This window comes from Pseudomonas sp. FBCC-B1667 (genome assembly GCF_059133255.1).
In genome coordinates this window covers 1,549,049-1,573,461 of record NZ_CP101437.1, presented here as the reverse complement: position 1 = coordinate 1,573,461, position 24,413 = coordinate 1,549,049, and the positions used below count along the sequence as shown (strand labels likewise).

Sequence of the window (24,413 nt, the reverse complement as noted above, 5' to 3'; positions counted from 1 at the left end):
TTTTTTGTCTGCTGATCGTTCCCACGTCCTGCGTGAGAACGATCATTTACGCCGTCGCCACAGAAACCCCAGGCTCAATCACCGCCACCAGCCCTTCCCTCATCCGCTTCGCATCCCGCACAAAACACCGCGACGCCATAAACAGAAACACCATGGTGAAGAACAGCGCCACCGGGATCAGGTACATCGCGTCATGCAGTCCGACGGCCTTGAACGCCTCGGTCATCTGCTCGGCACCGGCCGCCAGCATCGCCGTGTGGGCAAAGTGATCGGACAAACCGCCCACCACCACTGGCCCCAATCCACCGCCCAGCAAATACAAACCAGCAAAGAACAGCGCCATCGCCGTGGCGCGCAAACGCGGTTCGACCACGTCCTGAATCGCGGTGTAGACGCAGGTATAGAAGTTATAGGCAAACAACCAGCCCACACTGAAGACCGCCACGAACACGCCAATTTCGATGCGTCCGGAATGAAGCGCCCACCCCGTGCAGACGGTTGAGATAATCAGGCTGAACGCCGCAAACAACAGTCGCCCATTGGCCACTCGCTGGTGAATCTTGTCGGCGACCCAGCCGCCGAGCGTCAAACCGAACAAACCGGTGACACCGACAATGACGCCCGTTGCCACCGCGGCCTCTTGCAATGGCAACAGGAAGTAGCGCTGCAACATCGGCACCAGGAATGAATTGCAGGCATAAGTCGCGAAGTTGAAACACAGCCCCGCCATCACCAGCCACAGGAACGTCGGCACTGCCAGCACCCGGCGGATCGGCCGGTCGACACGTTCCTGCGACACCTGCACGGTTTCAGCGGCACCGCGTTTTGGCTCCTTGATGAAGAACATGAAGATCGCCAGCACCAGCCCCGGCACCGCCGCGATAAAGAACGGCGCGCGCCAGCTGTCGAACGCCTTGACCATCGCGCCGATGGTGAAGAACGCCAGCAACAGCCCCAGCGGCAGCCCGAGCATGAAGATGCCCATTGCCCGCGCCCGGCGATGTGCCGGAAACAGGTCACCGATCAGTGAGTTGGCAGCCGGTGCATAACTGGCTTCACCGATGCCGATGCCCATGCGCACGATCAGGAAACTCCAGAAGCTGCCCACCAGTCCGTTAACCGCGGTCAGCCCGCTCCAGACCGCCAGGCCCCAGCCCATCAACTTGCTGCGCGACCCGGTATCGGCCATCCGCCCAAGTGGCAAGCCGGCGATCGCGTAAACCAGGGTGAAAGCAGTGCCGATGATTCCCAGCTGAAAGTCGCTGAGGTGCCACTCCATGCGAATCGGTTCGATGATGATGGCGGGGATGGTGCGATCAAAGAAGTTGAACAGGTTGGCCAGGAACAACAGGAACAGAATGCGCCAGGCATTCGCCGCTTGGGTCGAGTTCTGCATGGGTCCGTCTCTTTTATTGTTATTGGGGCCTCACTGTCCCCGGAACCGTCAATCTAGACAGGCCCACCCACACTGTCTGTCATTATTTACAAGGCTGATATCAGGCCATGGTATTCACGCAAGCGGGATGGCCCTCAGGCCCAGGATTCATGGGGATCCGACCGCTATTTTCGCGGCGCCGTCCGTCGCTGAAAAATACCTTTCATACCCCCTTCCAATGCCCGTTACGAAGCCTAGAATAGCGCCCCTGTCCGCGCCCCTGCGTACCCCTCCTGCGTAGATCATCGACCATGTCCGAAGTCAGTCCGTGTCTGAATTGCGGTGCTTGCTGTTCCCATTTCCGCGTGTCTTTCTTCTGGGGTGAATGCGCTTCGTCCGGGGGAACGGTGCCGGATGATCTGGTCGCGTCAATCAGCCCCAGTCGCGTGGCGATGCTTGGCACCGACTGCAAACCCACCCGCTGCATCAGTCTGGAGGGAACAGTCGGCAGCGAGGTCAAATGCTCGATTTATAACGAGCGCTCCAGCACCTGCCGGGAGTTTGAGGCGTCTTGGGAAAATGGCGAGGCCAATGCGGATTGCGACGCCGCCCGTGCAGCGTTCGGTCTGCCAGCCCTGCAACCGGCGTTCGAAATACCTTTCGAACAAAGCGCTTAAGGCTTAGATCCAAACGCGATTAACGTGATGCCAAAATCATATGGAACCATTTTGACATCACCCCTTGCTCTCCAGACACGGCCTCTATACTCGATGACATTCGCCGGCGTTCATTGCGCCGGCCAGGATGAAAACGACGGGGCGTGCTATGGAGTGGCTTGGTCTGCATTTCATTACCGAGCTACCAGAGAGCGGGCAATTCATACTCAATTGCACGCATGACCCTTTTCTGGTGCTGCTGGCTTATGTAGTGGCATGTGTCGGCTGCTTTGCCACGCTGGATATGGCAGAGCGGGTGGCGCATGCGGAAAGCCCGGCCTCGCAGCGATTGTGGTGCTGCGTCGGCAGCGGGTGCCTGGCGGGTGGCATCTGGGCCATGCACTTTATCGGCATGCTGGCGTTTCAGGCACCTGTCGACATTCACTACCAACTCCCCGTCACCCTGCTCTCACTGTCAATCGCCCTGTGCTCCTCGTGGCTGGTGATGCGCACCCTCAGCCTCCCCGACCTGACTGTCCGGCACTGCTTCAAGGCCTCCGTGTGGGTCGGGCTGGGCATCACCACCATGCATTACGTGGGCATGGCGTCGATGCATTCGAGCGCCACGGTCTACTACCAACCGGTGTTGTTCGTCCTGTCCATCGGTATCGCGATTGGCGCCAGTCTGGCGGCGCTGTTGCTTTCGCGTTATCTGCGTGACGGCAGCGGCATGTTCCACCAACTGCTCAAATATAGCGCCAGCCTGCTGCTCGGAGCTGGCATCCTTAGCATGCACTTCACCGGCATGGCTGCCTTCAATCTGGTGATGCCCCGCGATAGCGTCATGGCGCCGTCCGGTGAACACAGTCACCTGCAACTGGCGTTGACGGTGGCGGTCATGACGCTGCTGATCATCGGCAGCAGCATCAGCGCGGCACTGGCGGACAAAAAGCTGCAACACAAAGAGCGTGATCTGCAGCGAGTCAATTCGCTGCTCAGCCAACTGGATCAGGCGCGCCTGTCGCTGCAACAAGTGGCGCATTACGACGCCTTGACCAACCTGATCAACCGCCGTGGCTTCAATCAGATATTCGCCGAGAAGTTGATCGAGAAAACCAATGAAGGCGGCATGTTGGCGGTGATGTTCCTCGACATCGACCACTTCAAGCGCATCAACGACAGCCTTGGTCATGACGCCGGCGATGAGCTGCTCAAGGTGCTGGCCGGCCATATCAAAAGCTCTGTGCGCAGCCACAAAGATGTCGTGGCCCGTTTTGGCGGTGATGAGTTCTGCATTCTCATCGGCCTCAATGATCCCGAAGAAGCGCAGCAAATGGCCCAGCGCATCATGCTGAAAATGAAGGAACCCATTGAGCTTTCCGGGCGCAACATGGTCATGACCACCAGCATCGGCATCAGCCTGTTCCCGCAAGACGGCAAGACCTGCGAAGAACTGCTGAAGAACGCTGACCTGGCGCTGTACCAGTCCAAGGGCGCTGGCCGCAACGGCCTGAATTTTTTCAGCTCCAACCTCAGGACCCGCGCCACGATGGAGCTACAGCTCGAAGAAGAATTGCGATGTGCCTTACGCAAAGCCGATGAGTTGATGTTGTATTACCAGCCGATCTTCGACCTGAAAACCGGGCAGGTCAGCAAGCTCGAAGCGCTGGTTCGCTGGCAACACCCGGTGCACGGTTTGCTCGCGCCTGACCGGTTTATCGCCATTGCCGAGGCTAATGGTCTGATCCATGAGCTCGATGACTGGGTGCTGCGCAAAGCCTGCGAGGACCTGGGTGAATTGTCCCGTCACGGGTGCGAAGAACTGAAGATCGCGGTGAATTGCTCACCGCTGAATCTTGCGCGTGAAGAGCTGGCGGACGACATCGAGTTCGCGCTGCACGCCTCCGGGGTCGCGCCTCATCGGCTGGAGCTGGAAGTCACCGAGAATGCACTGATGGGCAACCTCGCCAACACGCTGGTGCGGCTGCGACAGATTCGTGCCCTGGGGGTCTCGCTGTCGATTGATGACTTCGGCACCGGCTATTCGTCCCTGGCCTACCTCAAGCGCCTGCCGCTGAACACGCTGAAGATCGACCGCTCGTTTATCCAAGACATTCCCAAAGCGACCCAGGACATGGAAATCGTCCAGGCCATAATCGTCATGGCCCACAGCCTGCATTTGCAGGTGGTCACCGAAGGCGTCGAAACCTTTGAACAGTACGATTTTCTCGAACGCCTGGGCTGCGATTTTGTTCAAGGCTACTTGCTCAGCCGCCCGGTGCCATTGGCCGAGTTGCGCCCGGTGCTGAATGAAATCAACCAGCGCAGGCATTCGTGCAACGTCACTCCTTTGAGTCTGGGCAGCGGTACATCTGCACTAACGTCGATGGATCTTTTTCCAGGAATCCCTGGCTCCCATGCAGGCGCATCAGTTGCGCAGCCAATCCGCTGAGGGGGGTGGCCGAACCTTGTTCTCGGGAAAACTTCACGGCGGTGTCGAGGTCCTTGAGCAGCGTGCGCACATGCCATTTCACCGGTTCGAATTGGCTCTCGGCCATTTGCGGGGCGAGGATCTGCAACGGTTTTGAATCGGCAAATCCACCGGCCAGCGCCTCGGCGATCAAGCGCGCGTCAACGCCGGAAGACTCGGCCAACGCCACCACTTCGGCAATCACAAGCGCATTGCACGCCACGATCATCTGATTGCATACCTTGGTCACCTGCCCGGCCCCGACGCCACCCATGTGGGTGACACGCTGGCCCAATGTCAGCAATACCGAATGCACTTGCTGCAGATCTTCCGCTTCGCCGCCTACCATAATCGCCAGGCTGCCGGCTTCGGCGCCGATCACGCCGCCAGACACTGGTGTATCCAGCCAACGCATCCCGGTGCTGTCGAGCAGCTGTCTGGCCATTTCTCGTGTAGCACCGGGCTCCAGGCTGGAAAAGTCCACCAGCAACTGCGCGTTTTTCGCCCCCGAGGTTACTCCAGCCGGGCCAAACACCACCTCACGCACCACCACGGTATCCGCCAGGCACAGCATGACGATGTCGGCGTACTGACACAGCTCAGCAGGGGTTGACACTTGTCGGGCGCCGGCCTCGACCAGCGGCGCGCACTTGGCCGGGTTGCGGTTCCACACGGTCAACGGATAGCCCGCCGCCAACAGCCGCCGGCACATTGGCAAGCCCATCAGACCGATTCCGGCGAACCCCAACGAAGGTAGCGTTGACATCATTTAGCCTCCTTTTGATTAAAGATCGCCGAATATTGGCCGATCCATCATGACTAAGGAAAGGATTCCACCCACTGTTGCTCAGGCGAGTCCCTGAGGCTTTGGCCAAATACGCGCAAAAACAAGACGCGAGATCCCATTCCGTAAAGGTTTGACGACAGTTGTCGCTCAGCCAACCAGTCCAGGTAGATGGCGCCCAATGACTTCTAAAAATAACCCGGCCACTACGGTCTCCGAACTGACTCTGAGCCCCGCGGCGAACAGCCCCTCATCGTCGAAGCCATTGACCCCGACGCGCCCGCTGGCCACTCAGCAATACCTGTATTTCACTGAAACCAATACCGACCGCATCCTCGACAACCTCGACGGCCTGCGCGACATGGTGTTCCCGCGCCCGCCCCATCTGGAAGGCGTCAGCGAACAGCACAACGACCAGGAGTTCCCGTCTGTATGCCTGATCGGTCTCGGTCGCTGCGGCTCGAACATCGCTTTGGACGTCGCGGAACTGGTGTACAACGCCCGCAAGTTTTACCTCAACGAATTCAACAACGAAGACCGCCTGTCGCCGGACAAACGCTTTGCGGAAAAGGGCTATAGCCCGGCGCAATGGATTCGTAACAACCTGCGCCTGGGCACCAACAAGGGCGCCAAACCGGTGTTCCTGGTGGAACCGCTGGTGATGCTTGGCGACCTGGACAAAGACATTGCCGGTCGCATCCGTTTCTCGCGCAAGGGCGAAAAAAGCGGTTTCCTGCGCGATTACAGCAAAATGAAAATCATGGACTTGTCGGAAGTCCACGCCGGTGGTGCCGGTAACGCGCCGATTCTCGGTCAGTACCTGGCCAAGATCATCCTGAACAAGGACACCCAGCGTTTCTCCAGCCCTGACTGGAAGATGATTCACTCGTACCTGATCGACAGCTGTGGGATCAAGGCCAACCAGTCGCGCCTGTATTTCTCGATTTTCAGCGCCGGCGGTGGTACCGGTTCGGGCATGGCCTCGGAATTCGGCCTGGCCCAGCAGCACTCGTACATGAACAAGACGTTCGACACCAAACCGATGGACGAACATGACGGCAAGAGCGGTCATTCCTTCGTCTTCGAGCCGATCTTCACCAGCGGCATTTGCGTACTGCCGAACATTTCCGATCACCGCAGCGAAATGTCCGAGGCGCTGCACATCAACGCCGGTCGCCTGCTGTGTAAATACCTGTCGGAAGAGTGGGACTTCTCCTACAACTTCGCCAACGAAGACAGCAGCGAAGCCAGCGTCATGGGCCGTATCCGCCCATGGAACGCGATGATGCTGATCTCAAACGACATCATGCGTTATGCCGAAGAAAGCGATGACGGCAACATCCAGAACATTGATGTCAATGCGATGGAAAAACACGCCAACCAGTACATCTCGCAGCAGATCTTCAACATTCTGACGGCGCAGGCGGTCACGACTGACTACGACCAGAACTACTTCCGTCGCGCCGGCATCGACATCGGCGAAACCATTCGCCTGGACGCCAACGATTTGTTCATGAGCCTGGCCGGCCCGGTAGCGATTGCTTACGCCGAATCCGTGGTCCCGGAAACACCGCCGCCGAGCAGCGACAAGTTCAAGGTCTTCGAGAAAGAGCCGCAGCGCCTGAACATCGACGATTTGTTCTTCCGCTCCATCGACCTGCCGCACTTCAACAAAGTGACCCAGGCGATCGAAGGCATCAGCCTGCTGCCGATCGAGTCCAAGCGCTATCGTGCGTCGCTTGAGCAGTATAAGAATTCCGGTTACGACGCGGCCGCGCTGCACGACCTGCACTTCTTCAAGAACTGCTCGTCGGTGGTGTCGATTGTTTCATTGCCCAAAGACTACAAGCTGTCCTACATGGACCTGAACCGGTTGAAGACCCACCTCAACAGCTTGTTCCCGAACACCACGCTCAAGCGTTACGCACTGGTGATCGGCGCCTCGGCCAACTTGTCGCTGACCACCCTGATCGCCAAGAGCCCGTGCCTGTCGGACGATTTCCTGACCCTGATCGTCGCGTTCATCAAGCGCTGCTTCGCGAAGAACCCGTACCGCTTCGACGAGACGCTGGACAACTCGATCCTCGACTTCATCATCAATGAAGAATTCGACGAAGACCGGATCGATGACTTGCTCAACGAATTCGAAAACCCGGCAAAGATCCTCGACACCAACTGGTACGCGATCAAACCGATGTATGAGAAGAAGTACCGCGAACTGATCAACGACAAGGACAAATTTGTCTCGATCAACGACATTCGCCTGTCGCGTGATTGCGTGAAGAAGGCGATCAAGTACCTGCGTGAGATCTACCGTCATCGGATTGGCAAAACCAAGGTTATTTCGCTGAATAACCATACTGGCAAGACGTTTACTGTCTGATCCGATACCGCGTCGCCCCCTTCGCGAGCAAGCCCGCCCCCACCTTTAACCGCGTTCCTTCTGAAGGAATGCGGTCGAATGTGGGAGCGGGCTTGCCCGCGAAGGCGGTATCAGACTCAACACAAATCCCACATACAGAAACAATTAAACAGCCCTCAAGCTGCCCGACAAACTGTTCCCGTTACGTTTACGTCACCGTGATGCTGGCCACGCCTGTGGCCTTTCTCCACGGCAACGTGCCATCACGCTACTCACCTACACACTTTTCCCTGACCTCGTGACGCACCAACAAGGCGCAGCGAATCAGCTCGTCGCCCTTTCCTGGATCAGAATCCACGGCGAAACCACTACGGCCCACAGCTCCGGGTCGCGCTCAAAAAGATCCAGCGCCCGCGTTTCAGACAGCTTGGCGACTTGGTCGGCAGCCAGCCAGGCAGCCACTTTCTCGTCTTCATCCGTGGCCACGGCCTCGGCGGCCGCGATCAAATCCAGACCGGGGTCGACCCACAATAGGGCACCCTTGGCGAAGAACGGCTCCAGCTCTTTCCAGGTAATAGATGCGGTTTCACCAAGCAGCTTGGCATAGAGGGTGCTAGGTTCTTGAGTCATGGGTCCTGTCCGGAAAAGAAATCGACGCGAATGATAACGTTGGTGGTCCGCCAGAAAAACCCGGTTGCAATTGAGTCACCGATTGAAAAGAGCAGGAAAGCCAAGGAATGCCGCTGAATCAAGCAATTAGCCAGCTAACATCTCGCCGCAATTCTGTCTTTTTCTTTCAAAATAGCGACACCCTCTGGATTTGCCCCCTGACGCCAGCTTCCCAGGCTAACAATTGGCGCTCTACACTGTACCGGTACAGTTGCCGGGGGCATTTTCCGGAGGATATCGAAGATATCTGACCCGGTTCTGCTGCTACGGCGGCCAGGACTATAAAAACTACAACAGTAAGAGTGGAGCACTATGACTAAGGCTACTAAGCAGATTTCCAAACTGTTTGCCGCTATGGTTCTGGCCGGGGTTGCCAGCCATTCGTTCGCAGCTGACACCATCAAGATCGGCATCGCCGGCCCCAAGACCGGTCCTGTAGCCCAATACGGCGACATGCAGTTCAGTGGCGCCAAAATGGCCATCGAACAAATCAACGCCAAAGGCGGCGTAGACGGCAAGAAACTCGAAGCCGTTGAATACGATGACGCCTGCGATCCGAAACAAGCGGTAGCCGTCGCGAACAAGGTCGTCAACGACGGCGTCAAGTTCGTGGTCGGTCACCTGTGCTCAAGCTCCACTCAACCGGCTTCGGACATTTACGAAGACGAAGGCGTGATCATGATCACCCCGGCCGCCACCAGCCCGGACATCACCGCTCGTGGTTACAAAATGGTGTTCCGCACCATTGGTCTGGACAGCGCCCAGGGCCCTGCCGCCGGTAACTACATTGCCAAGTACGTCAAACCGAAAGTCGTCGCTGTGCTGCACGACAAACAGCAATACGGTGAAGGCATCGCCACCGCAGTCAAGCAAACCCTGGAGAAAGACGGCGTCAAAGTCGCTGTATTCGAAGGCATCAACGCCGGCGACAAAGACTTCTCCTCGATCATCGCCAAGCTCAAGCAAGCCAACGTCGACTTCGTCTACTACGGCGGCTACCACCCGGAGCTGGGTCTGATCCTGCGTCAATCCCAGGAAAAAGGCCTGAAAGCCAAGTTCATGGGTCCGGAAGGCGTGGGTAACGACTCCATTTCGCAGATCGCCAAAGACGCTTCCGAAGGTCTGCTGGTAACCCTGCCGAAATCCTTCGACCAGGATCCTGCCAACGTTGCCCTGGCTGACGCGTTCAAGGCGAAGAAAGAAGACCCGAGCGGTCCGTTCGTGTTCCCGGCCTACTCGGCTGTTGAAGTGATTGCTGAAGGCATCAAAGCCGCCAAGTCCGAAGACACCGCCAAAGTGGCTGCTGCCATCCACGCAGGCACCTTCAAGACCCCGACTGGCGACCTGAGCTTCGACGCCAAGGGCGACCTGAAGGACTTCAAATTTGTGGTTTACGAGTGGCACTTCGGCAAACCAAAAACTGAAGCTTCGCCTCAGTAAGGCCTTGCCTGACTGACTGCCAACAAAGCCCACGGCGTGCCGTGGGCTTTGTTTTACGAACGTTTTGGGCCGCGCTGGCGTGATCCGCCAGTCTCCCCACCTGAAAATCTCAAAACCGTCATCAGCGGTTCGCTGGCAAACCTCGCGTTCGAAGTGGATGCAGATCCACGGGGCCCGAGCGGGAAAATGACTCCACCAGTGAAATGCGTATCAGGTTTTTAGGAGCGCTGTAATGCCTGACATCTATCACTTTTTCCAACAGCTGGTTAATGGTCTGACCATTGGCAGCACGTATGCCCTGATCGCCATCGGCTATACGATGGTTTACGGCATCATTGGAATGATCAACTTCGCCCACGGCGAGGTGTACATGATTGGTTCCTACGTGGCGTTCATCGCCATCGCGGGCCTGTCCATGATGGGACTCGACAGCGTTCCGCTGTTGATGACTGCCGCTTTCCTCGCGACCATCGTCGTGACCAGTGCCTACGGCTACAGCATCGAACGGATCGCCTACCGCCCCTTGCGCGGCAGCAACCGTCTGATCCCGCTGATTTCCGCTATCGGCATGTCGATCTTCCTGCAGAACACGGTTCTGCTGGCGCAAGACTCCAAGGACAAATCCATCCCCAACCTGATCCCCGGCAACTTCACTATCGGGCCAGGTGGCGCACATGAAGTGCTGATTTCCTACATGCAAATCGTTGTGTTCGTGGTGACCTTCGTCGCCATGCTCGGCCTGACGCTGTTCATCTCCCGCTCTCGCCTGGGTCGCGCCTGCCGTGCCTGTGCCGAAGACATCAAGATGGCCAACCTGCTGGGTATCAACACCAACAACATCATCGCCCTGACCTTCGTCATCGGTGCTGCACTGGCGGCCATCGCGGCCGTGCTCCTGAGCATGCAGTATGGCGTGATCAACCCCAACGCCGGTTTCCTCGTCGGCCTCAAGGCCTTCACCGCCGCGGTACTGGGCGGCATCGGCAGCATCCCCGGGGCCATGCTCGGCGGGCTGGTGCTCGGTGTTGCAGAAGCCTTCGGTGCCGATGTCTTCGGCGACCAGTACAAGGACGTTGTAGCGTTCGGCCTGCTGGTTCTGGTGTTGTTGTTCCGGCCAACCGGCCTGCTGGGCCGTCCGGAGGTTGAGAAAGTATGACTAGGAATCTTAAACAGGCGTTGTTCAGCGCCTTGCTGGTGTGGGCGGTTGCCTACCCGGTACTGGGTCTGAAGCTGACCATTGTCGGCATCAACCTCGAAGTCCATGGCACCAGCAACGCAACGCTGATCACCATCGCCGTGTGCTCGGTCCTGATGTTCCTGCGCGTATTGTTCGATCAACAGATCAGCTCGGCCTGGCGTTCTTCGCCCAACATGCCGCTGATTCCAGCCAAGGCCAGCAACTTCCTGACCCTGCCTGGCACTCAGCGCTGGTTCATCATTGCGCTGATCGCCGGCGCGCTGGTCTGGCCGTTCTTCGGTTCTCGCGGAGCGGTGGACATCGCCACCTTGGTGCTGATCTACGTGATGCTGGGCCTGGGCCTGAACATCGTGGTGGGCCTGGCCGGTCTGCTCGACCTGGGTTACGTCGGCTTCTACGCCGTCGGCGCCTACAGTTATGCGCTGCTGTCGCACTACTACGGCCTGAGCTTCTGGATCTGCCTGCCGATTGCCGGCCTGATGGCGGCCACGTTCGGCTTCCTGCTCGGCTTCCCGGTGCTGCGCCTGCGGGGTGACTACCTGGCGATCGTGACCTTGGGCTTCGGTGAGATCATCCGTCTGTTCCTGCGTAACCTGACCAGTCTGACGGGTGGCCCGAACGGCATCAGTAATATCGAGAAGCCAACGTTCTTCGGCCTGACCTTCGAACGCAAAGCCGCTGAAGGCATGCAGACGTTCCACGAGTACTTCGGCCTGGAATACAACTCGATCAACAAGGTGATTTTCCTCTACCTGGTTGCCTTGTTGCTGGCCCTGGCTGCGCTGTTCGTGATCAACCGCCTGCTGCGCATGCCGATCGGCCGTGCGTGGGAAGCGTTGCGCGAAGACGAGATTGCCTGCCGTGCGCTGGGTCTCAATCCTACGGTCATCAAGTTGTCGGCCTTCACCCTGGGTGCCAGCTTCGCCGGTTTCGCCGGCAGCTTTTTCGCCGCCCGTCAGGGCCTGGTGACACCCGAGTCCTTCACCTTCATCGAGTCGGCGATCATTCTCGCCATCGTCGTGTTGGGTGGCATGGGCTCGCAACTGGGGGTGATCCTCGCGGCAGTGGTGATGATCCTGTTGCCGGAAATGATGCGTGAGTTCAGTGAGTACCGCATGTTGATGTTCGGCGCCTTGATGGTGCTGATGATGATCTGGCGCCCTCAAGGCCTGCTGCCCATGCAACGTCCTCACATGGAGCTGCGCAAATGAGCCGCGAGATCCTTAAAGTCGAAAATCTGAGCATGCGCTTCGGCGGCTTGCTGGCGGTCAACGGCGTCGCCCTGACCGTGAAGGAAAAACAGGTCGTGGCATTGATCGGCCCCAACGGCGCCGGCAAGACCACGGTATTCAACTGCCTGACCGGTTTCTACAAGCCAAGCGGCGGCAGCATCCTGCTGGACGGCGAGCCCATCCAGGGCCTGCCGGGCCACAAGATCGCCCTCAAAGGCGTGGTGCGCACCTTCCAGAACGTGCGGTTGTTCAAGGACATGACCGCGGTCGAAAACCTCTTGATCGCCCAGCACCGTCACCTGAACACCAACTTCCTGTCCGGCCTGTTCAAGACCCCGTCTTTTCGCAAGAGCGAACGCGAGGCCATGGAATTCGCAGAGTTCTGGCTGGACAAGGTCAACCTGACGCAGTTCGCCAACCGTCCGGCCGGTACCCTGGCCTACGGTCAGCAACGTCGCCTGGAAATCGCTCGCTGCATGATGACCCGCCCGCGGATCCTCATGCTCGACGAACCGGCCGCCGGCCTGAACCCGAAGGAAACCGAGGACCTCAAGGCGTTGATCAGCATGCTGCGTGAAGAGCACAACGTCACCGTGCTGTTGATCGAACACGACATGAAACTGGTCATGAGCATTTCTGACCACATCGTCGTGATCAACCAGGGCACGCCTCTGGCCGACGGCACGCCAGAACAGATCCGCGACAATCCTGAAGTGATCAAAGCCTACCTGGGGGAAGCGTAAATGCTGCAATTCGAAAACGTTTCCACCTTCTACGGCAAGATCCAGGCGCTGCATAGCGTCAACGTGGAAGTCCGCCAGGGCGAAATCGTGACCCTGATCGGCGCCAACGGTGCCGGCAAGTCGACCCTGCTGATGACGCTCTGCGGTTCGCCGCAGGCCCACAGCGGCAGCATCCGCTACATGGGTGAGGAACTGGTCGGCCAGAGCTCGTCGCAGATCATGCGCAAAAGCATTGCGGTGGTGCCGGAAGGTCGTCGAGTGTTCTCCCGCCTGACCGTGGAAGAAAACCTCGCCATGGGTGGCTTCTTCACCGACAAGGGCGACTATCAGGAACAGATGGACAAGGTTCTCGAACTTTTCCCACGCCTGAAAGAGCGTTTCGCCCAACGCGGCGGCACCATGTCCGGCGGCGAACAGCAAATGCTCGCCATCGGCCGTGCGCTGATGAGCAAACCCAAGCTGCTGCTGCTCGACGAACCTTCGTTGGGCCTGGCACCGATCATCATCCAGCAGATCTTCGACATCATCGAACAGCTGCGCAAGGATGGCGTGACCGTGTTCCTGGTCGAGCAGAACGCCAACCAGGCGCTGAAAATTGCTGACCGTGCCTACGTTCTCGAGAACGGCCGGGTGGTGATGCAAGGCACCGGTGAAGCACTGCTGACTGACCCGAAAGTGCGTGAAGCGTATCTGGGTGGCTGAGTCTGTGCGGTCAACATAAAACGGCCTTCGGGCCGTTTTTTTGTGCCTGCCACCAACCCTCCAGACAATGAAAATCCCTTGTAGGAGCCGAGCTTGCTCGCGATGACTATTTCACTTTCAACAAAGATGTCGACTGGTCTACCGCTATCGCGAGCAAGCTCGGCTCCTACAAGGGAGTGGTGGTGATTTGAAGTTTTTTAAAAAGTTTTGGGCACGGCTGTAACGCATCGCCATGACCTTTCTCTAGAGGGGTAAGCCAGCACAACCGCTGCTGACCAAAACCTCAGATCACCGGAGAAACATCATGACTGCTACCACCCGCACCCTGTCCGCCACTGCCCTGGTTCTGGCCCTTGGTTCTGCCTTGAGCATGGCCGCCGTGTCCACCGCCCACGCAGCCGACGACATGGAAAAATGCTTCGGCGTGGCCATGAAAGGTCACAACGATTGCGCAGCAGGCGCCGGCACCACCTGCGCCGGCACGTCGAAAACCGACTTCCAGCCTAACGCCTGGAAACTGGTCCCCAAAGGCACTTGCGCCACCACTGAAAGCAAGACCTCGCCGACCGGTTTCGGTCAGATGGAAGCTTTCAAAGCCAAAGCCTGATCCGCCTCCCAGCCTGAGTGTCGACCATGAACAATTCACCGTTCGGGCTCCCGCCCCGCGCCGGGCTGGGGCTCAAGACCGAGCACTTCCGCGAAGTGCTCGGTTCACAACCGGACATCGGTTTCTTCGAAGTCCACGCCGAAAACTACATGGTGGCCGGCGGCCCTTTTCATCACTATCTGGGGTTGATCCGCGAGCAGTATCCGCTGTCGCTGCATGGCGTTGGCCTGTCCATCGGTGCCGAAGGTCCGCTGGACATTCAACACCTGCAACGCCTTGCCGAACTGATCGAGCGCTATCAACCCCACTCCTTTTCCGAACACCTGGCCTGGTCCAGCCATGGCCCGGTGTTTCTGAATGACCTGTTGCCCCTGGCCTATGACAAATCGACGTTGAGCCGCGTCTGCGAACACATTGATCACGTACAGAGCACCCTCAAACACCCGATGTTGCTAGAGAACCCGGCTACGTATCTGGCGTTTGAACGCTCGACGCTCGATGAGGCAGACTTCATCACCGAAGTCATCCGCCGCACGGGTTGCGGGCTGTTGCTGGACGTCAACAACGTCTATGTCTCGAGCATCAATCATCAGCGCGATCCTTTGGCCTACATCGACGCCCTGCCCCTTCATGCCGTCGGCGAGATACATCTGGCCGGCTTCGCCGAGGACATCGACAGCATCGGTGACCGTCTGCTGATTGATGATCACGGCGCCCCCATCGACCACGCCGTCTGGTCCTTGTACCAGCACGTGCTGAAGCGAACAGGCCCGATAGGCACCCTGATCGAACGCGACAATCAGTTGCCGGCCTTCAGCGTCTTGCTCGCCGAGGCGCGTCAGGCCGATGAATTGTTGCTGTGCGCGAGGGGCCGGCCATGAGCACTCAAGCCGCTTTTTCTGCCGCACTGCTTGATCCCCAACTGGCCTGTCCAGCGGGTTTGATCAGTGCCAACGGTGCCGATCCCGCCAGCCGGTTCGCGGTGTATCGCAATAACGTACAGAGCTCGCTGATCAACGCCTTGGCGCACAGCTACGCCGTGGTGGTGCAATTGGTCGGCGATGAGTTTTTCCGCGCCATGGCCGGGGTCTATGTGCTCGGCCACGCGCCTCAGAGCCCGTTGATCAAGGATTACGGCCACGATTTTGCGGACTTTATCGAAGGCTTCGAACCGGCAGGCAGCGTGCCGTATCTGGCCGATGTCGCGCGGCTGGAGCGCCTGCGCACCCTTGCTTATCACGCGGCTGATGCCCAGCCGATAAGCCATGAACTGATTGGCGCAGCGCTCGCTGACCCGCAATACCTCAGCGAGCACAGCGTCGAACTTCACCCCTCGCTCAGCCTGCTGACATCGGCCTTCGCCGTGGTCTCGATCTGGGCTGCCCACCAACAAGACGCATCGCTGACGGGAATTGAACTGGGACACGCGCAACACGCGTTGATCCTGCGCAATGGTCTGGACGTCGAAGTCTTCGTCATCGAGCCCGGCGCCAGCGCCTTCATCCAGAACCTGAAAAACGGCCAACCGCTGATTCAGGCAGTGCAATCTGCCCCCGCGTTCGACCTCAACCAAATCCTGGCCCTGTTGATCAGCCACAACGCCATTACTCATCTGCACCACATCAAGGTATCGCTATGACCACTCACAACCCAATCAGCCGCGCCCTCGCGCTGCTGGAAATGATTCCACAGAGCCTGATCGCCTTTATTGCCCGGTTCTCCATCGCGGCGGTGTTCTGGAAGTCCGGACAAACCAAGGTCGAGGGCCTCGCCATTGATTTGATCGACGGCACGTTCCAGCTCGGCTGGCCGCGACTGGCCGATTCAACCATTCCGTTGTTCAAGAGCGAATACCCCGTGCCGTTGCTGTCGCCAGAGATCGCAGCGCACATGGCGGCGTTTGCCGAACACTTTTTCCCGGTGCTGATATTGATTGGTTTTGCCACGCGTTTTTCAGCGCTGGCCTTGCTCGGCATGACCCTGACGATTCAACTGTTCGTCTACCCGGATGCGTACCCGACCCACGGCACATGGGCGGCGGTATTGCTGTATTTGATGGCGACGGAGCCGGGGAAACTGTCGATTGATCACCTGATTGCCCGGCGCTTTGCCCGCTAGTACCAGTCGATGAAGAACCCTTGCAGGAGTGTGCTGAGGGTCCAAAATCTAGCGCTGAAGGCGGTCCAGCGCCTCTCCGCTGCGCTTGAACCAGCCGATCAGGTAATCTGCCAGCACCTGCGTGCGCTTCGGCAAACCACCCTGATACGGGTGAACCAGGTACATCGGCATGCGCCGCGTCTGATAATCACGCAGCAGCCAGCGCAATCGCCCGTCAGCCAATTCCGCCTGCAGTAAATAGGACGGAAGACGCGCAATGCCCGCCCCCGCCAACGCGGCTTTTTTCAGCAAGCTGTAGTGGTTGCTGGCAAACGGCCCCGACACCCGCACGCGCAGCAACTCGTGTTGCTGGTGATACAGCCATTCTTCACGACCGCTGTAATGGCTGTTGAGCAAACAACGGTGTTCGGCCAGGGCCTGCGGCGTTTGTGGCTCGCCATACTGTTCAAGATAAGCCGGGCTGGCGCAGGTCATCTCATGCCAGGCCAGCAACGGCCGGGCCACCAGACGCTCGTCTTTGCCTACCTCGGAGCGAATCGCCAGATCGAAACCATCCCGGGACAGGTCGTGAAAGTGGTTGTTCAGATCGAGCTCGATCTGCACCTGCGGATACTTGCCGGAAAACTCCAGCAACAAGCCATCGAAGAAGGTTTCCCCCAAAGATACCGGAACGGTCATACGCACCGGCCCGGCCATGTCGTCCTTCAGCCGCGCCAATGCCTGACGCGCCCTTTCGACCTGGACGACAAGTGCCTGAGCTTGTGGCAACAGCGCCGCGCCCGCCGCCGTCAGACTTAAACGGCGCGTAGTGCGCTGTAACAGCACCACCGCAAACCGTGACTCCAGCAAGCTGATGCGCTTGGACAACTGGCCTTTGCTACAGCCCAGTTGCTGCGCTGCCAGGGTAAAACTGCCTGCTTCGATCAATACCGCAAACGCCGCCAGGTCATCCATCTCGCTCATGGATTGTTTCCATTTGAAAACCAAAGGTTGCCTATTAGTGCGCTTATCAACGGAAAAAACCACTCTAGACTGAGATCACTTTTCAACCAATCGAGATCAGCACAATGAAAATTCTATTGATAGGCGCAAGCGGCACCATCGGCTCGGCCGTCGACAAGGAACTGTCCCAGCGTCACGAGATTCTCCGCATCGGCCGCAACAGTGGCGACTTTCAAGTGGATATCAGCGACAGCGCCTCAATCCGCAAGCTGTTCGGACAGACCGGCAAGTTCGACGCCCTGATCTGCGCGGCGGGTAACGTGACCTTCGCCCCCCTGGATGAAATGACCGGAGAAAGCTTCGCCCTTGGCCTCAAAGATAAGCTGATGGGCCAGGTCAATTTGTTGCTGATCGGTCGCGAATTCGCCAACGACGGTGCCTCGTTCACCTTCACCACCGGCGTGCTCAGCCACGATCCGATTCGCAGCGGCGCCTCGGCAGCGCTGGTCAACGGCGCGCTGGACAGCTTCGTCCGCGCCGCCGCCATCGAGCTGCCTCGCGGCCTGCGCGTGAATTCGATCAGCCCGAATGTGCTGGTGGAAGCAATGGGCAAATACGCGCCTTACTTCCGCGGTTTCAAACCGGTTCCCGCAGCCGATGTGGCATTGGCCTACGCCAAAAGCGTAGAAGGCTTGCAGACAGGTCAGACGTTTCACGTCGGCTGACCGTTTTTTCTGACAGGCGTTACTGGCGAGCGATCACGCCGCTCGCCAGGCGCTCGCGCCCGAACTGTCGCAACCACTGTTGCATGGGCCGTTCGAACCAGCGATGGCAGATCAGGCTGGCACCGATCAGCACCGCAAAGAACAGCAGCAACGTCCACGGCTGATAAAAGACGCTTCGCCCCGCAAAGAATCTATCGGCCAGCAACGCGGCGATAATTTGCAGCGGGAAATGCAGCAAGTAGGAGGCGTAGCTGATATCCCCCAGCCACGCCAGGCGCCGTGCAACCGGCTCCAGTAGCTGATGACAGCCTGCAATGGCCATGATGGTCAGCGGAAACAACAGCATAAACTTGATCAACGGCTGATCAGCGCCGAACAACCACCACCCTGCCACACACCCGATCGTCAAACCCGTTCCCACCCAGCGCGGTGGCATCCGATGCAGCAGCCACGCCACCGACACATAGCCGACGCCACCGCAGAAAAAACAGAACACGCCCAGCGTGATTTTGTACTGCGCAGGAAACACGTAAGCGGCTACGGCGATCAAGAAAAGGCTGATCAGCAGGGGCAGGGGCGAATAACGCCACAGCAGAAAGAATGCCGCGTAGAGCAGCACCTCAACCGAAACCGACCAGGCCGGGGCGTTGAATGACCAACCCTGTTCCAATCCCCAGGCCGGGGCGAGAAACACGTTCAACACGCCGTGATAGAGATCGTTGAACGGATAAACAAAAGCGTTGCCCGTATACCGGGTGTAGGCCATCTGTAACAGCGCAACAGCGGCGAAGGTCGCCAGATGCAGCGGATAGATGCGGCTGAAACGCTCAATGAAGAACTGTTTTCCGGCCAGGTCCCCGCGCGCCACGGCCTGACCGAACAACCAGAAAAAAATGAACCCGGACAAACTGAAGAACAACGCGACCGCATCGCCACCGTGTCGATAAAACAAGGCGAACACGCTATAGAAAGGTTGCTGTTCGGTTTGCAGCGGCCCTGGCAACGCCCCTTGGAAAAAGAAATGCTGCCAATGCCAAAACACCACCGCCAACGCCGCGATACCACGCAGCGCATCCAGTGCGTAAAGCCGTTTGGGGAAAACAGACAGGTGTTGATTCATGCGCAAGTGAGCCCGATCCTGGACAAGGGCGCCACTATGCTGGGACGCATCCGGCAACTCAATCCCTGGCACACAAGCCTTGTGATCACGAGCGCGCCTGAGTAACGTGGCGACACTTGTCTGGAGAGCCAAAGATGCGTGTTGCCCGTTCCTTAGTCGTCGTTGCCCTGCTGCCGCTGTTTGCCGCCTGTCAGTTGTTTGATGGCCCGCGTGAAAGCGCCTCCCACGTGGGCCAGACCCGCATGCAAGGCCAACTGACGGCAGCAGACGGCAAATTGCTGTTCCAGCCCTGCAATGAAACCAGCAGTTATGTGGTCAACGACACCGGCGGCACCAGCGTGCTGCAACAAGCGGCGTCCCTGGCCGATACCAAGGGCAAGTTGTTCGCCGATGTGCGTGGGCGCATCGTCGACAGCCGCCTCGATCTCGAGCAGCTGTACCGCGTCGAGCGCTCGAGTACGGCATGCGACGATCCGAATTTCAAACTGCAGATCCTGCGCGCGGCCGGTCATTCGCCTGAGTGGAGCGTCAAGGTCAGCGGCAAAGGCATGGTGATCGATCGTACCGGTCAACCACCGTTGGCCGTCCCGTATGTCGAAGAACAACTGGGCGATGGTCGCTTCAACCTCAGCACCGAAGCCAACAATCAGCACATCGAACTGTGGGTCGCACCGCAACGCTGCACCGACAGCACCACCGGCAGCGTCCAGCACATGAGCGCCGAACTGCGCATCAATGGCCAGGTGCAGCGCGGCTGCGCGTATTTCGGCGGTGCGCGTAACGACTGATCGTTTAAGCCTCACGGAATCCGCCTTTGGGGCTTATAATCACCGGTTTCCAACGCCTTGGCGCAGTTGTGCGCCCCGCGAACCGGGTCTTGCCATGTTACGAATCACTGAACTGAAGTTGCCGATCGACCATCCCGAAGAAGACCTGCGCCCTGCCATCGTGCAGCGCCTGGGCATCGCCAGCGATGACCTGCTCGATTTCACCTTGTTCAAGCGCAGCTACGATGCGCGCAAAAAGTCCTCCGAACTGTGCTTCATCTACACCATCGACCTAACCGCCAGGGATGAGGCCGCGATACTGCACAAGTTCGCCGATGACCGTAACGTCAACGTGGCACCGGATGTCAGCTACAAAGTAGTCGGCCACGCGCCGGCGGATCTTGAGCAACGCCCTGTTGTCGTCGGTTTCGGGCCATGCGGGATTTTCGCCGGGTTGCTGCTCGCGCAAATGGGCTTCAAGCCGATCATCCTCGAGCGCGGTACCGAAGTGCGTCAGCGCACCAAGGACACCTGGGGCCTGTGGCGTAAAAGCGTGCTGAACCCGGAATCGAACGTGCAGTTCGGTGAAGGCGGCGCGGGGACGTTCTCCGACGGCAAGCTCTACAGCCAGATCAAGGACCCGAAATTCATCGGCCGCAAAGTCCTGCACGAGTTCGTCAAGGCCGGTGCGCCGGACGAAATTCTCTACGTCAGCAAACCGCACATCGGTACGTTCCGTCTGACCGGCGTGGTGGAAAACATGCGTGAGCAGATTCGAGCGCTCGGCGGCGAAGTGCGCTTCCAGCAGCGGGTTACCGACGTGCTGATCGAGGACGGCCAACTGGTCGGCGTCGAGCTCGATGGTGGCGAGCAGATTCATTCGAAACACGTGATTCTTGCCCTCGGCCACAGTGCCCGCGACACGTTCCGCATGCTGCATGGCCGTGGCGTGTTCATGGAAGCCAAGCCGTTTTCGGTGGGTTTCCGCATTGAACACCCGCAGTCGCTGATCGACCGCGCACGCCTGGGCAAGTACGCCGGCCACCCGAAACTCGGCGCCGCCGACTACAAACTGGTGCACCACGCCAAGAACGGTCGCTCGGTCTACAGCTTCTGCATGTGCCCGGGCGGCACCGTGGTCGCCGCGACGTCCGAACCGAACCGCGTCGTCACCAATGGCATGAGCCAGTACTCGCGTAACGAACGCAATGCCAACTCCGGGATCGTCGTCGGCATCACCCCGGAAGTCGATTACCCGGGCGGCCCGCTGGCGGGCATCGAATTGCAGGAACGACTGGAATCCCATGCCTTTGTGCTCGGCGGCAGCAACTACGAAGCGCCGGCGCAACTGGTCGGCGACTTCATTGCCGGCAAGCCGTCGACCGAGTTAGGCAGTGTTGAACCGTCCTACAAGCCGGGTGTTGCTTTGGGTGATCTGGCGCTGGCTTTGCCGGCGTTTGCCATCGAAGCCATTCGCGAAGCGTTACCTGCGTTCGAGAAGCAGATTCGCGGTTACTCGCTGCATGACGCGGTACTGACCGGGATCGAGACACGTACCTCGTCACCGTTGCGCATTACGCGTAATGAGTCGATGCAGAGCTTGAACGTGAAGGGCTTGTTCCCCGCAGGTGAAGGCGCGGGTTATGCGGGCGGGATTCTGTCGGCGGGTGTGGATGGTATTCGGATTGCGGAGGCTGTGGCTCGCGACATCCTCGGCCTCGAGGCCTGATACTCACTCTTTGACACGATACAAAACCCTGTGGGAGCGAGCTTGCTCGCGATGACGGATCAATATTCGACAGAGATGTTGCATGATCTGCCGCCATCGCGAGCAAGCTCGCTCCCACAATGATCTTCAGCGTTTGAAAGACCTCAGATATTGGCGCGCAGCACGCTGGCCGGCAGCCCCTCACCGCGCTCGACACTCGCCGCCACCGTCTCCATCAAACCACTCAACTGATAGCCCTGGCCCTTGAGCCACTCCTGATCGTAATACGTGGTGGCATACCGTTCGCCGCCATCACACAGAATCGCCACGATCGACCCCGACTCCCCCGCCGCTGCCATCTGCTGAGCTGCCATCAGGGCGCCGATCAGGTTAGTCCCGCTCGATCCGCCTACCCGCCGACCCAGACGCTGTGCCAGATAGTGCATGGCCGCCAGGGACAACGCGTCCGGCACTTTGACCATGGCATCAATCACCTTGGGCAGGAACGACGCTTCCACCCGTGGCCGGCCGATCCCTTCGATTCGCGAACCGCACTCCAGGCGCAGGCTGGCATCGCCGGTCTGGTAGTAATCGAAAAACACCGAACGTTCGGCATCGGCGCACAACACGCGGGTGCAATGCTGGCGATAACGCACGTATCGCCCCAGCGTCGCGGTGGTGCCGCCGGTGCCGGGGCTGGAGATCAGCCAGCTCGGCTCAGGGTGCTTTTCGAAACGCATCTGATGGAAGATCGACTCGGCGATGTTGTTGTTTGCCCGCCAGTCGGTGGCGCGTTCGGCATAGGTGAACTGGTCGATGAAATGGCCGTCATGCTCGCGCGCCAACCGGTCGGATTCGGCGTAGATCTGAGTCGGGTCGTCGACCAGATGACTCTTGCCGCCATAAAACGCAATTTGCGCGATCTTCTCTTTCGAGGTGGTCGCCGGCATCACTGCAATAAAGGGCAAACCCAGCAAATTGGCGAAATACGCTTCGGAAATCGCCGTCGAACCGCTGGACGCCTCGATCACCGGCGCACCGGGCTTGAGCCAGCCGTTACACAGCGCATACAGAAATAATGAGCGCGCCAGGCGGTGTTTGAGGCTGCCGGTGGGGTGGCTGGATTCATCCTTGAAATACAATTCGATGCCCGGAAAACCCGGCAGCGGCAAGGGGATCAGGTGGGTATCGGCGCTGCGCTGGAAGTCCGCTTCGATAATCCGGATGGCTTCGCGAGCCCACTGTCGGTTGTCGCTCATGATGGTTTTCTCGTTGAGTCGGCCTTTTTGTAAGGCTCAGCCTTCAAGCTTAGGAAAAAACCTACATCACGCACAGGTACAGCTGTCGTTCAATACGGCCGGCAACTGCTAGGCTCAAGTCCGGTCCCGACCACTACGTTGTTACGGCATATAACAAAAAAGAATATAACTTTTGTTTTAACAACTAACAGTACGGGTTAGGGTGTGCCACCTTTTGAATTCATCGATGGAGAGCGACCTTGCCTCTGCGTAGCACTTTCACGCGTTTCTTTCAGTTGGAAGCTGCCAGCGGTCTGTTACTGATCGCCGCGGCAGCCCTGGCTTTAATCATCAACAACTCGTCCCTGTCGTGGCTCTACAGCGGGCTGCTCGACACCCCCGTCGTCGCGCAGATCGGCGCTCTGAAAATCGCCAAGCCGTTGCTGCTGTGGATCAACGACGGCCTGATGGCGATGTTCTTCCTGCTGATCGGCCTGGAAGTGAAGCGCGAAGTCCTCGACGGCCAGTTGTCGAAACCATCGCAAATCGTCCTGCCCGGCGCCGCGGCGATTGGCGGCATGGTCGTGCCGGCGCTGGTCTACTGGTTCTTGAACCGTGACGACCCGACAGCACTGGGCGGTTGGGCCATCCCGATGGCCACCGACATCGCCTTCGCCCTCGGCGTACTCGCCTTGCTGGGCAAGCGCGTTCCAGTATCGCTGAAGCTGTTTCTGATGACCCTGGCGATCATTGACGACCTGGGCGCAATCATTGTCATCGCGATCTTTTATTCCGGCACCCTGTCGACACTGTCGCTGGCACTGGCGGCCGCCTGCATCATCGCGCTGATCGCCATGAACCGGCTCGGCGTGGTGAAGCTCGGGCCGTACATGATCATCGGTTTGATCCTCTGGGTCTGTGTGCTCAAGAGCGGTGTCCACGCCACGCTGGCCGGTGTGACCTTGGCGTTCTGCATTCCGCTGCGCACCAAAAACGCCGAATCTTCGCCACTGCTGACCCTTGAACACGCGCTGCACCCGTGGGTGGCTTACGGCATCCTGCCGCTGTTCGCCTTCGCCAACGCCGGCCTGTCCCTGAGCGGCGTCACCGTTGAAAGCTTCACCCATCACGTACCGATGGGTATTGCGACCGGCCTGCTGCTGGGTAAAACCGTGGGTGTATTTGGCCTGACCTGGCTGGCGGTGAAAATCGGCATCGCCGCCCTGCCCCAAGGCGCCAACTGGGGCCATGTGCTGGGTGTATCGATCCTCTGCGGGATAGGTTTCACCATGAGCCTGTTCGTCGGCTCGCTCGCGTTTGAGCCAGGCGTCAGCGACTACGCAGGGATGGACCGGATGGGGATTCTGACCGGTTCGATTCTGGCGGCATTGATTGGTTATGCGGTGACGGCGATGGCGAGTCGCAAGAGCGCCGTGCTGCAATCCTGAGCAAAGGAGAACGCTCCTAACAGCATCAAAGATTCGTCCTACAGCCACGATCCGCCTCGTTCGTTAACGTCGCACAACTCCTTTATCGGGAGCTGTCGACGGACGAACG

22 protein-coding genes are annotated in these 24,413 nt (G+C 58.8%); 16 read left to right on the top strand and 6 right to left on the bottom strand.

The window, feature by feature from the left end:
• Positions 1 to 46: 46 nt before the first annotated feature.
• The gene (locus tag NL116_RS06920) at positions 47 to 1,396 is read right to left on the bottom strand and encodes a spinster family MFS transporter (RefSeq protein ID WP_494376545.1); all 1,350 of its coding nucleotides are present in this window, start codon (positions 1,394 to 1,396) and stop codon (positions 47 to 49) included.
• Between the two features lie 290 nt (positions 1,397 to 1,686).
• On the opposite strand from NL116_RS06920, the gene NL116_RS06915 reads away from it, so the two are divergent.
• Together NL116_RS06915 and NL116_RS06910 are read left to right on the top strand one after the other, a co-directional pair.
• Positions 1,687 to 2,052: a YkgJ family cysteine cluster protein gene (locus NL116_RS06915; RefSeq protein WP_494376544.1), complete on the top strand. Its 366-nt coding sequence runs from the start codon at positions 1,687 to 1,689 to the stop codon at positions 2,050 to 2,052.
• Positions 2,053 to 2,200: 148 nt separating this feature from the next.
• Positions 2,201 to 4,483: a putative bifunctional diguanylate cyclase/phosphodiesterase gene (locus tag NL116_RS06910; RefSeq protein ID WP_494376543.1), complete on the top strand. Its 2,283-nt coding sequence runs from the start codon at positions 2,201 to 2,203 to the stop codon at positions 4,481 to 4,483.
• On the opposite strand, the gene NL116_RS06905 is transcribed toward NL116_RS06910, so the two are convergent.
• Positions 4,374 to 5,270 (bottom strand): NAD(P)-dependent oxidoreductase, encoded by an 897-nt coding sequence (locus tag NL116_RS06905; RefSeq protein ID WP_494376542.1) that lies wholly within the window; start codon positions 5,268 to 5,270, stop codon positions 4,374 to 4,376. The two genes, NL116_RS06910 and NL116_RS06905, sit on opposite strands and share 110 nt — an antisense overlap.
• A gap of 196 nt (positions 5,271 to 5,466) precedes the next feature.
• Here NL116_RS06905 and NL116_RS06900 point away from each other — a divergent pair, with 196 nt between their 5' ends.
• Positions 5,467 to 7,668 (top strand): hypothetical protein, encoded by a 2,202-nt coding sequence (locus NL116_RS06900; RefSeq protein WP_494376541.1) that lies wholly within the window; start codon positions 5,467 to 5,469, stop codon positions 7,666 to 7,668.
• 303 nt (positions 7,669 to 7,971) lie between these two features.
• Here NL116_RS06900 and NL116_RS06895 read toward each other — a convergent pair whose 3' ends face one another.
• A complete protein-coding gene (locus NL116_RS06895; RefSeq protein WP_494376540.1) occupies positions 7,972 to 8,277 on the bottom strand; it encodes a DUF2288 domain-containing protein in 306 nt (101 codons plus the stop codon).
• A 351-nt stretch (positions 8,278 to 8,628) separates the two neighbouring features.
• Here NL116_RS06895 and NL116_RS06890 point away from each other — a divergent pair, with 351 nt between their 5' ends.
• From NL116_RS06890 to NL116_RS06850, 9 genes are all read left to right on the top strand, one after another.
• On the top strand, positions 8,629 to 9,756 hold the full coding sequence (locus tag NL116_RS06890) for a branched-chain amino acid ABC transporter substrate-binding protein (RefSeq protein WP_494376539.1): 1,128 nt from the start codon (positions 8,629 to 8,631) through the stop codon (positions 9,754 to 9,756).
• Positions 9,757 to 9,988: 232 nt separating this feature from the next.
• Positions 9,989 to 10,912: a high-affinity branched-chain amino acid ABC transporter permease LivH gene (livH, locus tag NL116_RS06885; RefSeq protein ID WP_494376538.1), complete on the top strand. Its 924-nt coding sequence runs from the start codon at positions 9,989 to 9,991 to the stop codon at positions 10,910 to 10,912.
• Positions 10,909 to 12,165 carry a high-affinity branched-chain amino acid ABC transporter permease LivM gene (locus NL116_RS06880; RefSeq protein WP_494376537.1) on the top strand — a complete coding sequence of 419 codons (1,257 nt, stop codon included), beginning with the start codon at positions 10,909 to 10,911 and terminating at the stop codon, positions 12,163 to 12,165. The genes livH and NL116_RS06880 overlap by 4 nt, the downstream gene beginning before the upstream one ends.
• Entirely contained in the window at positions 12,162 to 12,929 is a 768-nt protein-coding gene (gene livG, locus NL116_RS06875; protein WP_494376536.1) for a high-affinity branched-chain amino acid ABC transporter ATP-binding protein LivG, read from the top strand. The genes NL116_RS06880 and livG overlap by 4 nt, the downstream gene beginning before the upstream one ends.
• Positions 12,930 to 13,631 carry an ABC transporter ATP-binding protein gene (locus NL116_RS06870; RefSeq protein WP_123433777.1) on the top strand — a complete coding sequence of 234 codons (702 nt, stop codon included), beginning with the start codon at positions 12,930 to 12,932 and terminating at the stop codon, positions 13,629 to 13,631. It begins immediately after the preceding gene.
• 304 nt (positions 13,632 to 13,935) lie between these two features.
• Complete coding sequence (locus NL116_RS06865; protein WP_059181510.1) at positions 13,936 to 14,238, top strand: BufA1 family periplasmic bufferin-type metallophore; 303 nt, start codon at positions 13,936 to 13,938, stop codon at positions 14,236 to 14,238.
• Positions 14,239 to 14,264: 26 nt separating this feature from the next.
• Positions 14,265 to 15,119 carry an MNIO family bufferin maturase gene (gene bufB, locus NL116_RS06860; RefSeq protein WP_494376535.1) on the top strand — a complete coding sequence of 285 codons (855 nt, stop codon included), beginning with the start codon at positions 14,265 to 14,267 and terminating at the stop codon, positions 15,117 to 15,119.
• Positions 15,116 to 15,877, top strand: coding sequence for an HvfC/BufC N-terminal domain-containing protein (locus NL116_RS06855; RefSeq protein WP_494376534.1), 762 nt, complete (start codon positions 15,116 to 15,118; stop codon positions 15,875 to 15,877). Before bufB ends, NL116_RS06855 begins: the two co-directional genes overlap by 4 nt.
• Positions 15,874 to 16,356: a DoxX family protein gene (locus NL116_RS06850; protein ID WP_494376533.1), complete on the top strand. Its 483-nt coding sequence runs from the start codon at positions 15,874 to 15,876 to the stop codon at positions 16,354 to 16,356. Before NL116_RS06855 ends, NL116_RS06850 begins: the two co-directional genes overlap by 4 nt.
• 48 nt (positions 16,357 to 16,404) lie before the next feature.
• Here NL116_RS06850 and NL116_RS06845 read toward each other — a convergent pair whose 3' ends face one another.
• Entirely contained in the window at positions 16,405 to 17,319 is a 915-nt protein-coding gene (locus tag NL116_RS06845) for a LysR family transcriptional regulator (protein WP_494376532.1), read from the bottom strand.
• Between the two features lie 104 nt (positions 17,320 to 17,423).
• Between NL116_RS06845 and NL116_RS06840 the strand changes: the two genes are divergently transcribed.
• Complete coding sequence (locus NL116_RS06840) at positions 17,424 to 18,023, top strand: short chain dehydrogenase (RefSeq protein WP_494376531.1); 600 nt, start codon at positions 17,424 to 17,426, stop codon at positions 18,021 to 18,023.
• A gap of 19 nt (positions 18,024 to 18,042) precedes the next feature.
• Here the strand turns inward: NL116_RS06840 and NL116_RS06835 are convergent, their stop codons facing one another.
• Positions 18,043 to 19,143: an acyltransferase family protein gene (locus NL116_RS06835; RefSeq protein WP_494378016.1), complete on the bottom strand. Its 1,101-nt coding sequence runs from the start codon at positions 19,141 to 19,143 to the stop codon at positions 18,043 to 18,045.
• Between the two features lie 134 nt (positions 19,144 to 19,277).
• Between NL116_RS06835 and NL116_RS06830 the strand changes: the two genes are divergently transcribed.
• Both NL116_RS06830 and NL116_RS06825 read left to right on the top strand, forming a co-directional pair.
• Positions 19,278 to 19,931 carry a COG3650 family protein gene (locus NL116_RS06830; RefSeq protein ID WP_494376530.1) on the top strand — a complete coding sequence of 218 codons (654 nt, stop codon included), beginning with the start codon at positions 19,278 to 19,280 and terminating at the stop codon, positions 19,929 to 19,931.
• Positions 19,932 to 20,025: 94 nt separating this feature from the next.
• Positions 20,026 to 21,639: an NAD(P)/FAD-dependent oxidoreductase gene (locus NL116_RS06825; RefSeq protein WP_494376529.1), complete on the top strand. Its 1,614-nt coding sequence runs from the start codon at positions 20,026 to 20,028 to the stop codon at positions 21,637 to 21,639.
• A gap of 143 nt (positions 21,640 to 21,782) precedes the next feature.
• Here NL116_RS06825 and NL116_RS06820 read toward each other — a convergent pair whose 3' ends face one another.
• Positions 21,783 to 22,880 (bottom strand): PLP-dependent cysteine synthase family protein, encoded by a 1,098-nt coding sequence (locus NL116_RS06820; RefSeq protein WP_494378015.1) that lies wholly within the window; start codon positions 22,878 to 22,880, stop codon positions 21,783 to 21,785.
• Between the two features lie 236 nt (positions 22,881 to 23,116).
• Between NL116_RS06820 and nhaA the strand changes: the two genes are divergently transcribed.
• Positions 23,117 to 24,304 (top strand): Na+/H+ antiporter NhaA, encoded by a 1,188-nt coding sequence (gene nhaA, locus NL116_RS06815; protein ID WP_494376528.1) that lies wholly within the window; start codon positions 23,117 to 23,119, stop codon positions 24,302 to 24,304.
• Positions 24,305 to 24,413: the final 109 nt, after the last annotated feature.

What these genes read in the sequence shown, in the direction of transcription:
- NL116_RS06905 (WP_494376542.1), bottom strand. Translation starts at nt 5,270, where the DNA reads ATGATGTCAACGCTACCTTCGTTGGGGTTCGCCGGAATCGGTCTGATG.
- NL116_RS06880 (WP_494376537.1), top strand. Translation starts at nt 10,909, where the DNA reads ATGACTAGGAATCTTAAACAGGCGTTGTTCAGCGCCTTGCTGGTGTGG.
- bufB (WP_494376535.1), top strand. Translation starts at nt 14,265, where the DNA reads ATGAACAATTCACCGTTCGGGCTCCCGCCCCGCGCCGGGCTGGGGCTC.
- NL116_RS06895 (WP_494376540.1), bottom strand. Translation starts at nt 8,277, where the DNA reads ATGACTCAAGAACCTAGCACCCTCTATGCCAAGCTGCTTGGTGAAACC.
- NL116_RS06920 (WP_494376545.1), bottom strand. Translation starts at nt 1,396, where the DNA reads ATGCAGAACTCGACCCAAGCGGCGAATGCCTGGCGCATTCTGTTCCTG.
- NL116_RS06910 (WP_494376543.1), top strand. Translation starts at nt 2,201, where the DNA reads ATGGAGTGGCTTGGTCTGCATTTCATTACCGAGCTACCAGAGAGCGGG.
- NL116_RS06850 (WP_494376533.1), top strand. Translation starts at nt 15,874, where the DNA reads ATGACCACTCACAACCCAATCAGCCGCGCCCTCGCGCTGCTGGAAATG.
- NL116_RS06835 (WP_494378016.1), bottom strand. Translation starts at nt 19,143, where the DNA reads ATGAATCAACACCTGTCTGTTTTCCCCAAACGGCTTTACGCACTGGAT.
- livG (WP_494376536.1), top strand. Translation starts at nt 12,162, where the DNA reads ATGAGCCGCGAGATCCTTAAAGTCGAAAATCTGAGCATGCGCTTCGGC.
- NL116_RS06855 (WP_494376534.1), top strand. Translation starts at nt 15,116, where the DNA reads ATGAGCACTCAAGCCGCTTTTTCTGCCGCACTGCTTGATCCCCAACTG.
- NL116_RS06870 (WP_123433777.1), top strand. Translation starts at nt 12,930, where the DNA reads ATGCTGCAATTCGAAAACGTTTCCACCTTCTACGGCAAGATCCAGGCG.
- livH (WP_494376538.1), top strand. Translation starts at nt 9,989, where the DNA reads ATGCCTGACATCTATCACTTTTTCCAACAGCTGGTTAATGGTCTGACC.
- NL116_RS06890 (WP_494376539.1), top strand. Translation starts at nt 8,629, where the DNA reads ATGACTAAGGCTACTAAGCAGATTTCCAAACTGTTTGCCGCTATGGTT.
- NL116_RS06840 (WP_494376531.1), top strand. Translation starts at nt 17,424, where the DNA reads ATGAAAATTCTATTGATAGGCGCAAGCGGCACCATCGGCTCGGCCGTC.
- NL116_RS06845 (WP_494376532.1), bottom strand. Translation starts at nt 17,319, where the DNA reads ATGAGCGAGATGGATGACCTGGCGGCGTTTGCGGTATTGATCGAAGCA.
- NL116_RS06830 (WP_494376530.1), top strand. Translation starts at nt 19,278, where the DNA reads ATGCGTGTTGCCCGTTCCTTAGTCGTCGTTGCCCTGCTGCCGCTGTTT.
- NL116_RS06865 (WP_059181510.1), top strand. Translation starts at nt 13,936, where the DNA reads ATGACTGCTACCACCCGCACCCTGTCCGCCACTGCCCTGGTTCTGGCC.
- NL116_RS06900 (WP_494376541.1), top strand. Translation starts at nt 5,467, where the DNA reads ATGACTTCTAAAAATAACCCGGCCACTACGGTCTCCGAACTGACTCTG.
- NL116_RS06915 (WP_494376544.1), top strand. Translation starts at nt 1,687, where the DNA reads ATGTCCGAAGTCAGTCCGTGTCTGAATTGCGGTGCTTGCTGTTCCCAT.
- NL116_RS06825 (WP_494376529.1), top strand. Translation starts at nt 20,026, where the DNA reads ATGTTACGAATCACTGAACTGAAGTTGCCGATCGACCATCCCGAAGAA.